General features: G+C 62.0%; 15 protein-coding genes. 2 read left to right on the forward strand and 13 right to left on the reverse strand.

Translation table 11 applies throughout. From position 1 onward, the window contains the following. Positions 1-11: 11 nt before the first annotated feature. The 3 genes from ACSOSP_RS20605 to ACSOSP_RS20615 all read right to left on the reverse strand — a co-directional run bounded on the left by ACSOSP_RS20605 (position 12) and on the right by ACSOSP_RS20615 (position 3,556). Positions 12-728 (reverse strand): SDR family oxidoreductase, encoded by a 717-nt coding sequence (locus ACSOSP_RS20605; RefSeq protein ID WP_455312757.1) that lies wholly within the window; start codon positions 726-728, stop codon positions 12-14. 57 nt (positions 729-785) lie between these two features. Continuing rightward, the gene (locus tag ACSOSP_RS20610; protein WP_455312758.1) at positions 786-2,339 is read right to left on the reverse strand and encodes an ABC transporter substrate-binding protein; all 1,554 of its coding nucleotides are present in this window, start codon (positions 2,337-2,339) and stop codon (positions 786-788) included. 95 nt (positions 2,340-2,434) lie between these two features. After that, positions 2,435-3,556: a porin gene (locus ACSOSP_RS20615; RefSeq protein WP_455312759.1), complete on the reverse strand. Its 1,122-nt coding sequence runs from the start codon at positions 3,554-3,556 to the stop codon at positions 2,435-2,437. A 632-nt stretch (positions 3,557-4,188) separates the two neighbouring features. Between ACSOSP_RS20615 and ACSOSP_RS20620 the strand changes: the two genes are divergently transcribed. Both ACSOSP_RS20620 and ACSOSP_RS20625 read left to right on the forward strand, forming a co-directional pair. Beyond that, positions 4,189-5,295: an LLM class flavin-dependent oxidoreductase gene (locus tag ACSOSP_RS20620; protein WP_455312760.1), complete on the forward strand. Its 1,107-nt coding sequence runs from the start codon at positions 4,189-4,191 to the stop codon at positions 5,293-5,295. A gap of 96 nt (positions 5,296-5,391) precedes the next feature. Continuing rightward, positions 5,392-7,002, forward strand: coding sequence for an AMP-binding protein (locus tag ACSOSP_RS20625; protein ID WP_455312761.1), 1,611 nt, complete (start codon positions 5,392-5,394; stop codon positions 7,000-7,002). On the opposite strand, the gene ACSOSP_RS20630 is transcribed toward ACSOSP_RS20625, so the two are convergent. The 10 genes from ACSOSP_RS20630 to ACSOSP_RS20675 form a co-directional block, all read right to left on the reverse strand. Continuing rightward, entirely contained in the window at positions 6,999-7,295 is a 297-nt protein-coding gene (locus tag ACSOSP_RS20630; RefSeq protein WP_455312762.1) for a hypothetical protein, read from the reverse strand. The two genes, ACSOSP_RS20625 and ACSOSP_RS20630, sit on opposite strands and share 4 nt — an antisense overlap. Next, positions 7,292-8,458 carry a thiolase family protein gene (locus ACSOSP_RS20635; protein WP_455312763.1) on the reverse strand — a complete coding sequence of 389 codons (1,167 nt, stop codon included), beginning with the start codon at positions 8,456-8,458 and terminating at the stop codon, positions 7,292-7,294. Before ACSOSP_RS20635 ends, ACSOSP_RS20630 begins: the two co-directional genes overlap by 4 nt. A gap of 12 nt (positions 8,459-8,470) precedes the next feature. Continuing rightward, entirely contained in the window at positions 8,471-9,163 is a 693-nt protein-coding gene (locus ACSOSP_RS20640; protein WP_455312764.1) for a GntR family transcriptional regulator, read from the reverse strand. Between the two features lie 141 nt (positions 9,164-9,304). Continuing rightward, positions 9,305-11,185, reverse strand: a complete 1,881-nt coding sequence (locus ACSOSP_RS20645; protein ID WP_455312765.1) for a dipeptide ABC transporter ATP-binding protein — start codon at positions 11,183-11,185, stop codon at positions 9,305-9,307. Further along, positions 11,182-12,186, reverse strand: coding sequence for an ABC transporter permease (locus ACSOSP_RS20650; RefSeq protein WP_455312766.1), 1,005 nt, complete (start codon positions 12,184-12,186; stop codon positions 11,182-11,184). The genes ACSOSP_RS20645 and ACSOSP_RS20650 overlap by 4 nt, the downstream gene beginning before the upstream one ends. A gap of 11 nt (positions 12,187-12,197) precedes the next feature. Beyond that, positions 12,198-13,217 (reverse strand): ABC transporter permease, encoded by a 1,020-nt coding sequence (locus ACSOSP_RS20655; RefSeq protein WP_455312767.1) that lies wholly within the window; start codon positions 13,215-13,217, stop codon positions 12,198-12,200. Further along, entirely contained in the window at positions 13,217-14,653 is a 1,437-nt protein-coding gene (locus ACSOSP_RS20660) for an FAD-binding oxidoreductase (RefSeq protein ID WP_455312769.1), read from the reverse strand. The genes ACSOSP_RS20655 and ACSOSP_RS20660 overlap by 1 nt, the downstream gene beginning before the upstream one ends. A gap of 7 nt (positions 14,654-14,660) precedes the next feature. Continuing rightward, positions 14,661-15,383 carry an HpcH/HpaI aldolase family protein gene (locus ACSOSP_RS20665; protein ID WP_455312770.1) on the reverse strand — a complete coding sequence of 241 codons (723 nt, stop codon included), beginning with the start codon at positions 15,381-15,383 and terminating at the stop codon, positions 14,661-14,663. Between the two features lie 174 nt (positions 15,384-15,557). Next, the gene (locus tag ACSOSP_RS20670) at positions 15,558-16,496 is read right to left on the reverse strand and encodes an NADP-dependent oxidoreductase (protein ID WP_455312771.1); all 939 of its coding nucleotides are present in this window, start codon (positions 16,494-16,496) and stop codon (positions 15,558-15,560) included. Then, a complete protein-coding gene (locus ACSOSP_RS20675; protein ID WP_455312772.1) occupies positions 16,493-16,945 on the reverse strand; it encodes a hypothetical protein in 453 nt (150 codons plus the stop codon). Before ACSOSP_RS20675 ends, ACSOSP_RS20670 begins: the two co-directional genes overlap by 4 nt. Positions 16,946-17,026: the final 81 nt, after the last annotated feature.

The following is a 17,026-nucleotide window of genomic DNA, read 5'->3' on the forward strand; positions in this document are numbered from 1 at the left end:
TCCGTCCATGTTCAAAGATAGCCCGCGAACTGCTTCTGCACCGCATCGCGATCGGCTGCGAGACCTGCACTGACGCCTTGCGCCATCGCGCCAACATACACCTCGTCGGGACCATTCGCGAGCGCGGCGAACACGGCGTCGACCACCTCGGTCACCGATAGCTTCGGCGGCGGAAAGTCACGGCTCATGTCGGTATCGATCGCACCGGGCAGCACGCCGAGCACGCGCACATGATGTTCCGCGAGTTCCGCGCGCAGGCATTCCGTCATGCGTAATGCCGCCGCCTTCGATGCGCACAGCGAACCCATCATGGGCAAGCCGACGCGCGCGAGAATGGACAGCATGTTCACGACCGCGCCGCGATTGGCGATCAGCGCGGGCGCGAACGCACGGCACATACCAAGCGTTCCGAAGTAGTTCACTTCCATTTCGGCGCGAGCGGCCGAGTCGTCTCGGGAAAGAATGACCCGATCGAGCCGGTTGATGCCGGCGTTGTTGATCAGCAGCGTGACATCGCTTGCGGTTGCCGCGGCTTGCGCCACCTGCGCCGGGTCCGTGATGTCGAGCGTGACCGGGATGATCCGCGAGTCGCCCGTCGCAACGGCGTGGCCATCGCGTGCGGCGGCATACACCTTGCGCGCGCCGCCTTCGAGCAGGCTCGTGACAAAGCGCGCGCCTAGCCCGCGATTGGCGCCTGACACGAAGGCGACGGAATCTTCAATCTGCATCGCATGCTCCTTGGTTGATGGGGCCTAAGCTGAGGGACTCGAATCGAGGGACCCGGGTCACTTGCGCTTGTATTCGACGGGCAGGATATAGCCGCTATCGAACGTCTTCACATCAATATTCGATCGATACGCAATGGTCGTCACCGCCTGCAGCAAGGGCACGACCCACGACTTCTCCGATGCTTCCTGACTCAGCGCACGATACCCCGCCATGCGCTTGTCGTCATCGACTTCAGTCATCAGGGCTTCCACGCGCGGCGCGAGTGCGTCGTCTTTCCACGCGGAGAAACGCAGACGCGGATCGAGAATGCGGCCCGTGTAGTTCTCGGGGTCGCCGGTCGAATTGGCCCAGCTATAGAGCAGCACGCCGCTCATCTTGGTCGCCTGGATCTCGCCGATGACCTTCGCCATGGTCGTCTGCGTGAGGTCGGCCTGAATGCCCACGCGCTGCCACATGCCGGCAATGGCGCGCGCCATGTCGTAGTCGCTCGGGAACGTGCCGTTGGTCGTGAGGAACGGCACCTTCACCGGTTTGTTCGGGCCGTACCCGGACTTCGCAAGCGCCGCGAGCGCGCGTTGCGGATCGAAGCCGATCTTGAAGCCCGGCACGTCCGCGGGCGAACCGGGCGTGGCCGTGACCGACAACGGCACCGCTTCGCCGCCGTAGAACGCCTTGGACAGCGCAGCGGTATCAATGGCGTAATGCATGGCTGCGCGCACGTTTTCGTCGTCGAACGGCTTGACGTAGTTCGGCATGCGCAGCATGTAGATCTCGCTGTACGGATAGATCTTTGTCGTGATGCCAGGCGTCTTCGCCAGGCGCTGCGCCTCGCGCAGAGGAATCTGCACGGCCACGCCCGCGCGGCCGGACTCGACCGCGGCCACCCGCGCCGATGGTTCCGTCGTGATCTGGAACGTGACGTTCTTGATCGCGGGAACACCGCCCCAGTATTTATCGAAGGCCTCGAGCACGATGCGCGAACCGCGCTGATAGTCGACCAGCTTGTAGGGCCCGGCGCCGATCGGCTTCGCCAGGAAACCGTCGATACCGACCTTCTCCATGTACGCCTTCGGCAAGATATATCCCGCGAGGAACGCGAGATAGATCGGCGCGGCCGGCGTCGGCTTGCTGTACACCAGCACAGCGCGCGTGGGCGAGATGATCTCGACGTCCTTCAGCGTCTGGAACATGCCGCCGACAGCCAGTTTCTTGTCGGCGGACGGGCGATCGTGAAGGCTGTATTTCAGGTCGGCGGTCGTCAGCTTCGAGCCATCATGAAACAGGATGTCGTCGCGCAAGGTGACTTCGAGGCGCTGGTCGGTCTGGTCCTGCCACTTCCATGCCGTGATCTGGCGCGCTTCCAGTTTCAGCTTGGGCGAGTAGCGCAACGGGGAATCGAAGACCGTTTCGTAAATGGATTGCGCCTGCGGCACCGTGATCGCCGTCGGGTCCCAGGTGGGCACGTCCGAGATGTATGCAATGTTCAATACGTCATCGCTGGCCGTTCCCTGCGCACGCGCCAATTCCCACGGCAGTATCAGGCCGGCCCCTGCGGCCAGCGAGCCCAACAACCATTGCCTGCGCTTCGCGTCGATCTCGAAACTGTCCATCGAAACTCCTGTGTCCCGGCATCTCGCCGGATGAAGATGCACGAAAGCGTGCCGCGACCTGACTCGCGGCACGCGTGAAGATGAATTATTGACGGTCAGAAACGATGACGCAGCCCCAATCGCACTTCAATCTGGTTGGGCGTGCTCGATCGCTGCAAAACCGGCGCGAGATCGGCGTATTGAGCGTCACCCGCGGCGTGCATGTAAGTGGCCTGCAAGTAGGTATCGGTACGCTTGGACAGGAAGTAGTCCACGATCGCATCGAAGTTGTGATACTTCGGTTTCTGCGAAGTCGCCGAGACCTGGCCTTCCGTATAGCTGTATCCAGTGCCGAGTTGCACGGAGGGCGTCACGTAGTAGCTCGCCACGACTTCAAAAATGTTAAACGATACGTGGCCGCTGATGTTGGCGCCGACCGTCGGGTCCAGTCCGAGGAATTTCGTGTTCGTATAGTCGGCGCTGATTTTCGCGTTACCGAACGAGTACTGCCCGCTGATACCGAACGACTGGTACTTCGACGCAGCCAGCCCGTAGTTGCCATCGACCGTGTTGGTCGCTGTCCACACGCCTTCGGGCACGGCTTCGGACGGGTGATCGATCGATGTATAGGCCGCAGCCAGCGCGATCGGACCGCCCGCGTATTTCACGCCGACCGACTTGACCGCGTCGCGGTTGGTCGCGCCCGCCACGTTGCCGAATCCGTATAACGCTGACGCCTGGATGCCCGAGATGATCGGCGAGGTGTATCGGACGGCATTGTTGATGCGGAAGTCGATGCCGGTGTTGTCGAGATCGCCCGGGTGCGGGAACAGGATGCCCCAGTTGCCGTTCGCGGTGTACAGGCCCACGTAGTCGCCCATCATTTCGTTTTGACGGCCGAGCGTGACCGTACCCAGGGTCTTGCTCGACAAACCAACATAAGCGCCGCGGCCGAACTCGCGGCCTTGTTGCCCCAGCTTGCCCGAGTTGATGTCGAAACCGTTCTCGAGCCGGAAGATCGCCGACAAGCCGCCCCCCAGATCCTCCGCACCCTGAAGCCCCCAGCGGCTGCCCTGCGAAATGCCGCTTTGCATCTGATACGCCTTCGAGCCAAGCTGATTGTTCGAGAAGGTCAGGCCTTCGTCGATGATCCCGTACAGCGTCACGCTGCTTTGAGCGCACACAGAGCCACTCGCGCACAACGCGGCGAGCGATGCAGCAATAAGAGGTGTTTTCACTTGGGTTCCGTTAAAGATCGTGGGTGGTTGACGAGATTTCTTGATGTCGCGATTTCGTTTGCTCGTGACTTCGGACTTCGGGGTAGAACTCGCCGCGCCACGCAGGCCTCTGGAGCGGCAGCTTCCATGACACGTGAATGTCTATGTCATCATCAACATTCTGAATTCAGATTATTTCAGCAAAAATTGGACGTCAAGAACTTGCCAAAAATGTTTTTGCGGAGAAAGTGCGGGAAGAGCTGGGATGCTCAGTCAATGGATCGGGATTGTTCGCATCTATCGCCGTGATCTGTCTGAAACGGACTATGATGAATGCGATTTTTGCCAGAGGTCGGGGTAACGTCATCGCAGCATGGATTCAATTAAAGTGCTGCCTGCAAGCGTGCTTTGCACCTGAACAGCGCTTTTTACGATCCAGCGGCCTTGGCTACCCCTTGTGAAACCGCTGGCTTCGAACCTGCGAAGGCCGCCGACAAACCTCGCTGCACCGCGGCGAATTTTTCCTGCGACCGTCCATGCACCGGCACGAGCGGTTTTCGCACAAGCGCAACGCATTGCACATGGTCCTTGACACGCGATTTTTCTGAATTCAGTATTCTTCAATAACCGCCCTCGATCTCAAGGAGCATGTCTTGACCGAACTCACCGCGAATCCAATGCGACTCGCTCACGCGTTCAAGCTCGGCGTCTTTGCAGCCAACGCGGACCGTGGCCTCTCGTTCACGACCGTGCCCGAGCAATGGCGTGCGACATGGGACGACGTGCAGCGCGCCGCCATCGCGGCAGATCTTGGCGGCATGGACTTTTTCCTGCCCATCGCGCGATGGCGTGGCTTCAACGGCACCACGCATGTTCGCGAGTGGTCATTCGAGACCTTCACGTTCGCCGCTGCACTTGCCGCGGTGACGCGTCGCGTTGCGTTGTTTTCAACGGTTCACGTGCCGCTCGTGCATCCGCTGTACGCGGCGAAAGCGCTGGCGACCATCGACCACGTCAGTCATGGCCGCGTGGGACTGAACATTGTGTGTGGATGGAACCCGGACGAGTTCGACATGTTCGGCGTGAAGCTGAACCCGGAGGCTTATAAACAGGCGGCGGAATGGTCCGAGATCCTGATGAAGCTCTACACGTCGGCCGAGCCCTTTGATTTCGAGGGCGAGTTCTATCACCTGAAAGGCGCTATTTCACGGCCCGTGCCATTGCAGGCGCCTCGTCCGGTCACGATGAACGCCGCGTTCGGTGCGCCGGGACGCGACTTCGCGGCACAGTATTGCGACTATCTGTTCACCACGTTTTCGGAACTCGACGCCGGCCGCGAACATGTCGTGGATATTCGCAGCCGCGGACAAGCGGCGGGACGCGATATTGGCGTGTACACGGTGGCGCATGTGGTGTGTCGCGAGACCAGTCAGGAGGCGCAGGATTACTACCATCGCTATTCGGTGGAATACACGGACGAAGCCGCGCTCGACTATCACATGAAGCAGAAGAAGGGCTTCAGCCACAGTCACGACGACCGTGCGTTCACTGAGTATCGGCAGCGTTTTGCAGCCGGGACCGGGAGCTTTCCGCTGGTCGGCACCCCGGTGCATATAGTCGATGAACTCATCAAGATCCATGAAAGCGGGTTCGCCGGCGCGGCCCTCACCTTCGTGAATTACGCCGATGAACTGCCCTTTTTCTGCGAGCAAGTCATGCCCCTGATGCGCGAAGCGGGTTTGCGCAACGACACCGACTGACTCTCTGCTTTAGTTAAATACAGCGCTTCTGTCTGAACGAACGTTACGCGCTCGTTCGGAAGCGCTCGTCCAAACGCTTTACATCACTCCCACCCTATGACATTGACCTCTCCCTATCTCGCGTTCAAACAAACCGCACTGCAGTATCCCGGCAACGACTTTCTGCACATTCCCGCCTCCGCTCGCAAGCTCTACGCAACGCCCGAACCGCTGACGCTGAAATACGGCGAGACGCTGGCACAAATCGATGAACAGGTCGAACGCTATCGCGATGCGGGTTATCGCGCGGGCATGCGCGTGGCGTTGTTGCTCGAGAACCGGCCCGAGTTCTTCGTTCATTTCTTCGCGCTCAATGCGCTCGGCATCAGCGTGGTTCCGCTCAATGCCGACTCTCGCCCGCACGAAATGGCGTATGTGGCCGAACACAGTGAGATCGCGCTGGCGGTGGGCATCGATACGACGACGCCGCTCCTGCATGCCGCACTCCACGACAAAGTCCCCGTTGCCGATGCAAACGCCACCGTTCTGCCGAAGATCGAAGGCGCGGGCCGGACGACGAACACACCGTCCCTGGACGATGAATGCGCCATTCTTTACACGTCCGGTACCACCGGCAAACCCAAGGGCTGCATTCTCGACAACCGCTATTTCTTGTCCATTGGCGATATTTACATCACGGAAGGCGGCTTGTGCGAGGTCCGTCCGGGCGTCGAGCGCCTGATTACACCGCTGCCGCTATTCCACATGAATGCGCTCGCCTGCTCCACCATGGCGATGGTGTTGTCGGCCGGCTGCGTGATCCAGCTCGACCGGTTTCATCCGCGAAGCTGGTGGGCCGATGTGCAGACAAGCGGCGCGACGATCGTCCACTATCTTGGCGTCATGCCTGCGATCTTGCTAAGCATGGAAGCCGATAAACCCGTCACGCATTCGGTCCGGTTCGGCTACGGCGCGAACGTCGATCCGAAACATCAGCAGGTGTTCGAGCAGCGCTTCGGCTTTCCGCTCGTTGAAGGCTGGGCCATGACCGAGACCGGCGGCGCCCTGGTGATCGCATCGAGCCGCGAACCGCGGCACGCAGGCACGCGATGTTTCGGCCGGCCGCGCTCAGGCATGGAAGTGAAGCTTGTCGATGCCGAGTACAACGAGGTCGCGCTCGGCGTGCCGGGCCACATGCTGGTGCGGCGTGAGGGACCCCATCCGCGTCTCGGCTTTTTCCGCAGCTATCTGAAAGACGATACCGCAACAGAAGCCGCATGGCAGCACGACTGGTTTCATACCGGCGATATCGTGCGTCGCGGCGAAGACGGCAGCCTTCATTTCGTCGACAGGCAGAAAAACATCATCCGTCGATCGGGGGAAAATATCGCGGCGCTGGAGGTGGAAGCGTGCCTGCTCGATCATCCCGATGTCCGTCAGACCGCAGTGATCGCCGCGCCCGATTCCTTGCGCGACGAGGAAGTGATGGCGTGCGTGATCGTGTCGCCGGGAACCGTACGCACTGAAGCGACCGCACGCGCGTTGCAGGCGTGGTGCCTGGAACGGCTCGCGTATTACAAGGCGCCGGGTTATGTCGCGTTCGTGGATGCGTTGCCGGTAACATCGACGAACAAGGTGCAGAAAACGCAGCTTGCCGCGTTCGGTGCGGACCCGTTGAACGCGCCGGAATGCTTCGACTTGCGCTCGTTCAAGAAGCGGGTGAGTTAGTCGCTGGAACCGACAATGGCGCCGTCGCTTTCGACGCGAAGCGAGACGACGGTGCCCGGTTCGAACAAGCGCTCAAGCCGCGCAATGACACGCGGCCCGGCTTGAGTCAGCACCGTCGCAATGTACGCGATATCCCCGCCCGCCTTCCCCGCCCGATGATGCAAAGCCGTGACGTCTTCAACGCGGCCTTTGCAAGCCTCGACCTCGACGAATTCATCGCACCCGCACGACGGGCACAGCAAACGCCGGGGGAAATCTACCTGAGCGCACGCAACGCAAGCGAATACGTTCATTGCGCGCCTCCTCGTTCGAGCACGACGGCATTCGCACACATGCCGTATCGATACTGCACCATGCCGTATCCGCTCACCGCCGCGAAACGCGCGTCGTCCACCTGGCGCACGCCGGCTTCGTGACGCAACTGGATGATCGCTTCGACCAGTCCGTGCATGCCGGCAGCAGCACCCGCCTGTCCCGCCGACAATTGCCCGCCCGACGTATTCACAGGCAAACGGCGTGGCGCAATGCGGTCGTGGATCAACGCGCGCAGGTTGGGCTGGTCGTCGGCGAAACCGAGGTCGATGAGTTGCGCGAGGATCATCGACGGATAATCGTCATAGACCGAGACGAGGTTCATATCGGCGGGCTGAAGGTTGGCGTCGCGCCAGAGGGAATCACGAATGCCTGCAAGACCCGTGACAAGTCCGTCGCCATGCTGATGATCGATGTTATACGCCGCGCGCAGCGCGCGGATACGAACCGGTAAATGCTCAGCATAACGATGATTCGATGAGGTCAGAACAATCGCATTCGCCCCCGAGACCACCGGCACGCAATCGAAGCGACATAGCGGTTCTGCTACGAGCGGCGCGGAAAGATAGGTGTCGAGCGTCAACGGCTCACGATAGACAGCCAGCGGATTCATCGACGCCCACTCGCGTTGCGCGATGCACAGCGCCGCGTAATCCTCGCGCGTCAATTGCGAAGCGCGCATCTGGCGTTGCGTGAGCATCGCGAACAGGGGGTTTGGGCCGCCCGTGTTCAACGGCCGCAGATGCGTGCGCGTGGTCACGTTGTAGTTCTCGACGAGCGACGTAAAATCCGCCGCCTCGAAATGGTCGCCGCTGACCAGCACGATCACGCTTGCGTCGCCGGCCTGGATCGCGCGCGCCGCATGCTGCAAAAGATTGATCCCGCTCGCGCCGCCGTGACAGTCGTCCATGCACCAGCCCACGCGCAAACCGGCGCGCCACGCGAAGTCGATAGCATGATCAGGCGGCAAGGTAAACGAAGCAACGCCAAGGCCATCGACTTCATTCGTCGACAATCCGGCCTGCACAAGCGCGGCCTTCAAGGCCTGGGCAAGCAAACCCGCTGTGCTCGTGCCGGCCGCTGCGTGACGCGTATAGGGCACTTCGACCGCGGCAACAATCGACACACCTGCAAAGTCGTTCATCGCGTGGGCGCGTCAGACTGCATTGTCACTGTTGAGAAAATACTGCTGCTCGGCGTCGTCGATAAAAGCCTGGGTCGCCGAGCGCACCTTCACGGGATCGCGATCCACGAAGCCTTTCAACAATACCTGCATGCCGTCGGTGATCAGCTTCATCGTGCCCGGTTTCGTCATGGTTCCATGACGCACCTGGCGCGTGTGATCGGCGAAACGCAGGATCGTGCCTTTCAAGCGCATGTTCAACACGCCTTCGAGCCAGATCGCGCGAAACTCGACATTGGCCTCGGTCATCAACGCAATGTCCTTGCGCTCGAACGCGCGACGGCATTTGCGATAAGCCGCGCCCATGCCGGCGAGTTGTTCATCGGTAAGCACGGCGGCCGCCGCCGCGGCCGCGCCCGGCTCGAGCATGCGGCGCACTTCGAAGATCTCGCGGACATCCTCGCCCGTCAGCACCGGAGTGACGAACCCGCGCGTGGTGCCGACCAGGTATCCCTCGTTCACGAGGCGCAGCAGCGCCTGACGAACCGGCATGCGCGTGCACTCGAATTCCTCGGCGATCTCGTAGTCGAGCACGCGGTCATCGGGGCCGATCTGACCGCGTTGCAGGCGGCCCAATACTTCCTGATACACCGACTCCATCAATGTGGCCGGGCGCAGCGCAGTCCGTCGCGGCTGCTTGATAACCGTCGGGTCGGCGGTTGCCATGGTTCTCTCCGTTGTCTTGTTTCGCGATTTCGTCACGATTCGTATGCCGCCGCGAGGGCGGCAGTGTCACGCTATCAATAATTGTACCGGCTGGAATCCGGCCAGCCCCTCAAAGCTCGCAGCGCTCATTGCTCATAACCTTCACGCCGCTTCCTCCAGCCCGGCGGGCGGCCATGGCGTTCCCGCATGATCGCTCGGCACCGCGTCGATCAGCGCGCGCGTGTACGGATGGCGCGGCGCGGCGAACACCTCCTCGGTTAGCCCCTGCTCCACCACTTCGCCGCGACGCATCACGAGCACGCGGCTGCACAGGTAGCGCACCACGGACAAATCGTGCGAGATCAGCAGCAGTGCAATCTGCCGCTCGCGGCGCAACTCCAGCAGCAGATTCAGGATCTGCGCCTGGACGGAAACATCGAGCCCTGACACGATTTCATCGGCGACAATCAATTGCGGCGATGCACACAGCGCACGGCCAATATTCACGCGCTGCTTCTGACCGCCTGACAACTGCGTGGGAAAGCGGGTGAGGGTATCGGCGGGAAGACCCACGTCGCGCTGCACCGACTGCGCGCGGGACAGCCGCTGCTTTGCATCGAGCGGCGCCACGCCGGCCGCTTCCAGCGCCTGCGTCAGGAGCCGTTCGACCGAGCGGCGCGGGTTCAGTGCAGACTGTGGATCCTGGAAAATTATCTGTACCTGCTCGCGGGCGCGCCGCACGCGCTCCGCGCTGCCGTGTGTCAAGTCTTCGCCGCCGATCATCACCCGCCCGTCGGTCGGCTGTTCGATACCCATCAATAGCCGCGCCACCGATGTCTTGCCACTGCCGCTTTCCCCCACGATCCCTACGAACTCCCCGGGGAAAATCTGCAACGACAACGGCTTTACGGCATGGAACGAAGTCTTGTGCTGCCCGAACACTCCGCTGCGGCTCGTGTAAGTCAGCGCCGCCTCGCGCAATTCCGCCACCGGTTGCGCGCCCATGACGGGCGCAGGCGGCAACAGCGGCGCCTGCGAATTGTCTGCCAGCGGCGCATGCTCGCACGCCTCGCTGCACGCGACCCGATGCCCATTGGGCGCCACACGGTCATGCAGGACAGCGGCGCACGCGGCGCCGGCGCTTGGGCAACGCGGCGCGAAACGGCACCCGGCGATTCCGGCCAGCGCGGACAAGCCCGGCATTTGCTGAGCGAGTACCGGCAAGCGGCGCCGCGGTCCGGTGAGATCGGGCGTCGCGTATTTCAACGCACGCGTGTACGGGTGGCGCGGTTCATCGAGGACATCGCGGGCCGGGCCGTACTCGACCAGATCGCCCGCATACATCACGGCGACGTCATCGCAGACATGGGCGGCCAGCCGCAGATCGTGCGTGATCAGCAGCACGGCGGTCGAATGCACGCGCTGCTGTTCCGCGAGCATGCGCATCACGCGGGTTTGCGTGACGACATCGAGCGCGGTCGTGGGTTCGTCGGCAATCAGCAGCGCCGGGTTGCTCGCGAACGCCATCGCGATCAGCACGCGCTGGCATTGCCCTCCCGACAACTGGTGCGGATAGCGCTTGAGCATGTCAGCGGGTACCGGCAGTTGCACCGATTCCAGCGCCTTGCACGCAGTCTCCCAGCGTTCGTTCGACGGTACGCCGACTCGCGCGAGATGTTCATTGAAGGTATCGGCGATCGTCCACAGCGGGTTCAACGCGGTCAGCGGTTCCTGCGGAATGAAGGCAATTTTCCGGCCGAGAAGCGCGCGGCGTTTGGCCTTCGACATCGTAAGCATATCCTGTCCGTCAAAGCGCATGCTGCCGCTCGTTACCGTGAATCCGCTTGGCAACAAGCCCGAGATCAGCCGTGCCAGCATGCTTTTGCCCGCCCCCGATTCACCGACCACGCCCAGCACGCGACCCCGACCTATCGATAACGTCAACTCCCGCAACGCCGCGACCGGCTGGCCTCCCAGCTTCGCGGTCAGCGTCACGCCATCCAGTTGCAGCACCGTTTCAGTGATTGGTGTCGCCATCATCATTCTCCCTTGCTGCGCATGCGGGGATCGAGCGCGACACGCAGGCCGTCGCCAAGAAGGTTGCAGCCAAGCACGGTGATCACGATGGCAAGCACCGGAAACAAGAGCCCGGACAACGAGTCATGCATGGTCACGCGTGCATCCGCGATCATCACGCCCCACGCGGTTACATTGGCCGGCACGCTCAAGCCGATGAAACTCAGCAGTGCCTCGACCGTGATCGCGACCCCCATTTCGAGCGAGAACAGCGTGATCATCAACGGCAGCGCAGCAGGCAATATTTCGCGCAGCATGATCCGAAGGTGCGTGAAGTTAAGCAATTGCGCGGCGAGCACATAGTCACGCTGACGCACGACCATCACTTCAGAACGGACGACGCGGCAAAAGCGCGTCCAGTCCACCAGCACGATCGACAGGATCACGTTCTCTATACCCACGCCGAGACTCACCATCAGCACCAGCGACAACACGACCGGCGGAAACGACATCCACAGATCCACCAGATAACTGATGCTGCGATCGACCCAGCCACCGAAATAACCGGCGAGAATCGCCAGCACGCTGCCGACAATGCCCGCACCAAACGCAGCAATCACCGCGACCGTCAGCGCGATACGGCTGCCGTATAACAAGCGCGATAACACGTCGCGGCCGAGGCTGTCCGTGCCAAGCGGGAACGCGGCATCGCCGCCGGCCATCCATGCGGGCGGCGACAGCATGTGCAGCAGATCCTGATCGAGCGGATTATGCGGCGCGAGCCACGGCGCGAACACGGCGCAGAACAACACGCCCAGCACGATCGCGCCGCCAAGCCACAGGTTGACGGCAGGCTTGCGACGCGCGCGCGCCGATTTGCCGATGACTGCCGCAACCGGCGCGGCCGCTTCCGGCGATGGATCGACTGAAGTGGAATCGTGCAGCATGTCAGCCTTCGTATCGTGCTTCGAACTGTGCTTCGAACTGTGCTTCGAACTGTGCTTGGAACTCAGCGGGGTCGTGGACATGTCGTGTGTGCTCAAGCTGTTTTGCGCAAGCGCGGATTCATGATCACGTACAGCGTGTCGACGATCGCGTTGATCACCAGCATCAACGCGCAGAACACGATCGCGATGCCCTGGATCAACACCAGGTCGTTGTTGCGCACCGCCTGCACCATCAAGTTGCCCACGCCCGGAAACGAGAAGATCATCTCGACGAGCAGCGCGCCGCCGAACAGGAAGCCGAACTGCACGCCGATCATGGTCAACGCGGGCAACGCCGCGTTCTTCAGCATGTGACGCCACAGGATCCGGCTCTCCGACACCCCGCGCAACCGCGCCACGCCCACATACGATTCGTTGCGCTGATCGAGCAGGCTCGAGCGCAGTACGCGGATCACGAGCGGCGCGAAACCAAAAGCGAGGGCCAACGACGGCAGCACAAGATGACTCGCCGCGCTCAGCCAGTCGCTGAATTCGCCCTTCACCAGGAAATCGATCAACAGGAAGCCGGTGAGATGCGGCATCGGAATGCCGTCTCCTACACGCCCCGAGAACGGCAGCACGGGTAAGTACACACCAAGCAGAGCGATCAGCAACAAGGCCCACAGGAACGACGGCACGGACTGCATCAACACCACGGCGAAGCCGACCGGCAACTCGCCGCGGCGATCGGTGACGGCATACGCAAACACGCCGCCTGGCACGCTGATGATCAACGAGATGACGAGTGCCGTGAGACAAAGTTCAAGCGTCGCCGGCAAGGTCGAACCGATCAGCATGGCGACCGGTTGCTGGAACGAAATCGATGCCCCCAGGTTGCCGTGCAGCGCATTCACGAGCCAGATCAGGAACTGGCTGGGAATCGGTTTATCGAGCCCGAGTTGATGGCGCAGCAGCGCCGCATCGGCGGGCGTGGCGTTGGGCGGCAGCATCATCGCGAGCGGGTCGGCCGGGATGAGCCTCAACACGACGAACACGATCAGCGCGAGCATCAGCAGCGTGGGGATCGCGGCAATGAGCCGGCGCGAGAGAACGGTAGAGATCAGCCGCAGCATCACAGCGCTCCAGTGGCGCTCAACGCGGCCGGCGCAGTGTCAACGAACACCTTGCCGGGGTTGAGCAGATTTAAAGGATCGAGGGCGCGCTTGATCGCGCGCATGGCGCCAATCGCGCCGGCGTCGCGGGTGTAGCTGAGATACGCGCGTTTCTTGCCGCCAACCCCATGTTCCGCGGACACCGCGCCATGCCATTCACGCGTGAGTTCGTAGACGGCGGCATCGACGTGTTCGTGGAGATCGGGCGGCGCATTCTCCAGATGGGCGATGACGTGCAGGTTGCCGTCGCCGAGATGGCCGTACACAAGAGTGCGCATATCGGGCCAGCGCGCATGCAGCATGGCTTCGCATTGCTCGGCAACCTTGCCGATATCCGCAATCGCAAAGCTGATGTCGAAGGCGATGAGACCCGGCAGGAGAATCGGGAATTCAGCGGGCGCGTCGCGGACAGCCCAGAAACGGGCGGCATCGGCGGCGGAACTGGCAAGCGATGCGTTCTCGATCACGCCGGCATCGAGCATCTCGCCAAGCATGGTTTCGAACTCTTCGGCTTGTCTTTCGGCATCGGAACCCATGCTTTCCAGCAGCACATAGAACGCATGCGTGGTGTCGAGCGGCGCGCGCACGGTTTTGATATTCGCCAGCACGTAGTCGTAGTAGCTCGGCCACATCACTTCGAACGCCGAGACCCCGCCGGACATCCGCGCGCGGGCATGCTGCAGCAAACGCGTGACGGCCGCGAAGTCAGGCAGTCCGCACCACGCCGTCGATACCCCCAACGGCTTCGGCGCCAGCCGCATGACCGCCCGTGTGATGACCGCGAGCGTGCCTTCGCTGCCGATCATGAGGTTCTTCAGGTCATAACCGCTGTTGTTCTTGATCATCTTGTGGAGGTCGCTGACCACGGTACCGTCGGCGAGAACCGCTTCCAGACCCAACACATGGTCACGCGCCATGCCGTATTTGATGACGCGATTTCCCCCGGCGTTCGTCGCGAGGTTGCCACCGATCGTGCAACTGCCACGCGCGCCGAGATCGAGCGGAAACATCATGCCGGCAGCATCGGCGGCTTCCTGCACGGGTTGCAGCACCGCGCCCGCCTGCACGGTGATCGTGCCCGAGACGGTATCGACTTCTTCGATCGCGCTCATCCGTTCCAGGCTCAGCACCACTTCGCCGCCGAACAGGTTGGCGCCGCCCGCGAGACCGGTCAGCCCGCCCTGCGTGACGACCGCTTGCCGGTTGGCGTGGCAGAACGCGAGCGCCCGCGATACCTCGCTGGTCGAGCGCGGCCGGATCAACGCGATGGGTTCAGCGCCCGGCGTTCCGCTCCAGTCCCGCACCCGCCGTGTGCCGAGATCGGCGCCGGGTGTTACTACGTCGGCGCCCAGCTCGGCCACCAATCGTTCGACGAAACCGCTCGTAGATGACGTCATGATCGGCTCAGTCTTTAAGGGCCGTGACGGCTTGTTCGAAGCCGGCGCGCACCACTTCAATGTCGCTTGCAGCCACGACGAAATCGAAGCCTTGCGCGCGAGCGGCAAGCGCGTCCTGCGTCGAGCCGGTGTAGATGCCGCAAGGAAGATGGTTCGCGCGGGCGGCTTGCAAGATGCGCGCGCAGTCCTGTGCGATCACGTCCGGCGCGACATCGCCTCGTGACAAGGACAGGTCGCCGGTGCCGATGAACAGGTATCCCAGACCTTCCACAGCGGCAATCGCTTCGACCTGCTCCACGCCCGCGACCGTCTCGATCATCACGCCAATCGAGATCCGCTCGCCGTCGTTTTTCATCGCTGCCATCCCGGCAATCAGCGGCCTCACGCCGCCCGCCGAACGCTGCCCGAAGGGCGGATAACGGCCAAAGGAGACGGCGCGGCGGGCTTCATCGGCGGATTCGATCAACGGAACCAGCGCCGACGCCGCGCCCGCATCCAGCGCTTCGGCAATCGCCTGAGCCGAGTTCTCGCCCACGCGCACGATCACCGGAACCTGATTCCGCACCTGACCGATCACCGCTTCGAGCGCGGTGCGCTCCCACAACCCATGCTGCCGGTCGATCACGATCAGATCCGGCGCGGCCGTCATGCCGATTTCCACCAGCGGCGTGCTGCCCATTGCAAACCACACACACGACAAAGCGCGTTTTTCCGCGAACGCTGTTTGCATCGACTGGGGCACCGGGCGGACATCGGGAATTTTTTGCATCGTATAGTGGCGAGGACTTCTTCAGAAACGGGGTTGGAACGCGTGGTCGACACTCGATCAATCACCTGACCTGAAACTGCGTTTACGACATTCTGAATTCAGATTATTGGGTTAAAAATTGGGCGTCAAGCGATTTCATCCTCCGGCCTCCATGTTCAGCACGATCCGGCCGCGCGAGACGTGGCCCGCTTCGAACTGGCGGTGCGCATCGGCCGCGGCGGCGAGTGGGAGCGTGGACATCACAGCAGGTGTTAGCACGCCTTCGGCAGCGAGTTGTGCGACGGCGTGGAGCGCTTCCGGTGCGTCAGAAATCATCGCGCGGGTGACGGTGACGCCGTATTTTTCGGCCTGGTTCTCAAACGACGCCGCAGTCAGGTAGACGAGCTGGCCACCCGCTTTCAGTACCTGATATGACCTCGCATGCGTCTCGCCGCCAATCAGGTCGAACACGACATCGATATCACGCAGCAAGCCGAAGTCATCGCGGTCGTAGGCCACTGCCCGATGCGCGCCGAGCCCCAGCACATAGTCGATATTTTGCGCGCGGCAAGTCGTTGTCACGTCAAGCCCGAGATGGCGCGCGAGCTGGATCATTTGCCCGCCGACGGCGCCCGAGCCGCCATGAATCAGCACGCTCATGCCTTCTGAAAGCATCGCGGTTCGGCACATCGAGAGCCATGCGCTGACGCCGGGCTGAAGCAATGCGGCGGCTTGTGCCGTCGATAGATTGGGCGGCTTTTTCACCACGCGTGTTGATGCACAAACAATCGCTTCGGCGTAGGTCCCGCTGCGTGTCGGATCGGCCGCGACGCACACCTCATCGCCTATGGAAAACCCTGCCACCCCCTCACCGATTTGATCGATGACACCTGCGCCGTCACGTCCCGGAATCTTCGGAAATGTCAGTGCAAAATGCGCTTGCAACGCACCGGAGCGCAGCTTCGCATCGATCGGCGATACCCCCGCGGCCTTCAGGCGAATACGGACTTCATTCGGTCCCGCGACAGGGTCGTCGAGCGTAACGAGTTCGAGGACATCCGGCGAGCCATAGCTTGAATAACGGATCGCTTTCATGCCGGTGCAGCGTCGCCGTCGCGGCCCGATTCAAGCAGCGCCCGGATCAGGAACATCTCGGTTTCGTGCGTCGAACAGATTTGCGCCCATGCGTCGTCGGATTGTGTGGCGAGCCGCCACGTGAAAAGCGTGACGACCGCCGTGCCTGGCGGATGTCCTAACGTCGGGCCATCGAATACGCGCGCGGCGTTGCGAAACCGCAGGCCGTCTTCATTGCCGCCGACTTCGTAATCGATCGTCAAGGCAACCGGATCCGCATGAATCCGGACCCAAGTGTCGGCGCCTGTGAAGACCGACTCCCCGACGAACGTCTGCGCCCCAACCGCTCTGCGCTTCCAGCTTCCCAGCGCCCATCGGCCTTGGCGCTCGCCGTCGGCCATCAGTAAAAATGCTCGCTGGGCGTCAGCCTGAACGCGAATGCTGCTGCTATGACAATGTGCGTCGATCACCTTGGGTTCCCGGACAGTTTTCACAAAATGGCATAAGTGCCAAAAATCAAGCTCAAAGCTTTTTGCAACATTCTGAATTCA

The sequence above is a fragment of the Caballeronia sp. KNU42 genome (genome assembly GCF_053760385.1).